Annotated in this window: 2 protein-coding genes; one reads left to right on the forward strand and one right to left on the reverse strand. The window is 50.2% G+C overall.

Annotated features, from left to right (window positions below; genetic code table 11):
• Window positions 1-81 precede the first annotated feature (81 nt).
• Window positions 82-693 carry a CNP1-like family protein gene (locus ACTHUT_RS19345; protein WP_070713010.1) on the forward strand — a complete coding sequence of 204 codons (612 nt, stop codon included), beginning with the start codon at window positions 82-84 and terminating at the stop codon, window positions 691-693.
• Between the two features lie 63 nt (window positions 694-756).
• Here ACTHUT_RS19345 and ACTHUT_RS19350 read toward each other — a convergent pair whose 3' ends face one another.
• Window positions 757-1,872 (reverse strand): porin, encoded by a 1,116-nt coding sequence (locus ACTHUT_RS19350; RefSeq protein WP_070713013.1) that lies wholly within the window; start codon window positions 1,870-1,872, stop codon window positions 757-759.
• Window positions 1,873-1,901: the final 29 nt, after the last annotated feature.

Raw genomic sequence — 1,901 nt, forward strand, 5'->3', positions numbered from 1 at the left:
TAACGTCAATTATACCGCACTTACTTGCACCCCACCCTGCAAGCCCATAAAATAAAGCCGTTTTTCACTTTGGAGCTGTCTATGCGCCGTTTTGCCCTTCTCGCTCTCAGCCTTGCCGCGACTCAAGCATTTGCTTTGGGTTTCAGCCAAAAGGATACGCTGACCAACACGCGTTATCAGGAAAGCCCTGAAGAAGTTGCCGCACGCGAGTTTAAAGAACACAAAGCCGAGTTGCCGCCCCTGCCCGATACCCAATCGGGCGATTGGTTCGACCTCTATGTCAACGAAACCTACGGCAAGCAGCCTAAAATCCTGCTCAGCAGCCTGCAAATTATGCCTGCGCCTGACAACAGCATCCGCTACGTCTTGAATGTGCGCTCCGACAAAGGCTACGACAACCTCTCCGTCGAAGGCCTCTATTGCGCCCGCACATCCTTTACTTACAGCAAAGACAAACGTTCGTCTTACAAAGTATTCGCTTACGGCGACACAGTAAATCACCGCTGGATTGAGCCGCGCAAAGGCGATTGGAAGCTGATCGGCAATGCGTTCAGCCGCAACGACGCCCTGCACACCGCCCTGTATCAGGCATTCTGTATCGACGGTATGCCGACAACGGTTGAAGGCTTGGTACAACGTTTGAAAGAACGCGGCGGCCGTCACGGCACAACGCTGACCAAGCACGACAAATAAACCGCTTTAATCAACAAAAAGGCCGTCTGAAATTTTTCAGACGGCCTTGTCTTTCAAGACGGCTTAGAATTTGTGATACAGGCCCACAGAAGCGGCTTTTTGTTCAACGCCGCCTTTGTTGGCCGCAGTCAGACGGGTTTTGTTGCCGACTTTCAGATACGCCAGTTGGGCAACTACGCCGGTGCGTTTGCTGAAGGTGTATTGGCCGCCGACAACGACTTGGTCGAATTTATCCACCAATTTTTCGCCACTGTTCACGCCCTTGGCAGGCCAGCCGTGCGCGTAAGTAATGCGTGGGGTCACATTACCGAATTTGTAGCCGACAGTTACCGCTGCATCAACCACTTTCACGGCTTCAGATTTGCCTGAATCAGCAGTGATGTCACTACCCTTGTACTCATTAAAACCATCAGTGAAATAGCCTAAATATTCGTTGCCTGTCTCATGGCCTTTGGCATAGTGTACGCCGCCGCCGACAAAGAGATTGTCTTTATCGTAATAAGTTTCGACTTTGGCAATTTGCGCCGCTTTGACTTTGCCTGATTTGTCGGTGTACGCGCCGTTGTAGTGGCCGTAAGCCGCATTGGCGGTAAAGCCGTTTTTAGAGAAACTCACGCCACCGGTGTATTGGTCTTTGGCCGGTTTGGTGTGCGTGTATTTGTCTGAAGGATTGCGGTTATCGCGCGGTGCGTAAGACACGTTGAATTTGAATCCGCCGAAATCCGGGCTGTCGTAGCGTACAGCAGCGTTACGGTTGCCGGTACGGGTAAAGATGCCCAAGCCTGCGGCATTGGTTTTGTACATCCATGGATCGATGGTGTCCATTTCGTTCAGCATATTGCTGAGTTTACCGGCGCGAATCTTACCGAATTTACCTTGCAAACCGATGAAGGAATCACGAGTGGCAAAACCTTGGGAACCGCCCGTGATTGCTGTTTTTTGTTCAACTTGCCAAATGGCTTTCAAATTGCCGCCCAAGTTCTCGCTGCCTTTGAAACCGATACGGGAAGTATTGTCATTGATGCTGGTTGCGGTAGAGCTGGTTTCAGAACCTGCATCACCTTTGATTTTTACTTGACCGACGGTCACGCTGCTTTTGATTTGACCATACAGAATCACTTCTGCAGAGGCAGCCAGTGGCAAACCGGCAATAACCAAAGCGATAATCGATTTTTTCATTATTCTCTCCAAAACAAAGTTAAAATCTC

The organism is Neisseria sp. P0022.S010 (genome assembly GCF_051956635.1).

Excerpts from the sequence above, each read along its gene's own strand:
- ACTHUT_RS19345 (WP_070713010.1), top strand. The coding sequence starts at position 82 with ATGCGCCGTTTTGCCCTTCTCGCTCTCAGCCTTGCCGCGACTCAAGCA.
- ACTHUT_RS19350 (WP_070713013.1), bottom strand. The coding sequence starts at position 1,872 with ATGAAAAAATCGATTATCGCTTTGGTTATTGCCGGTTTGCCACTGGCT.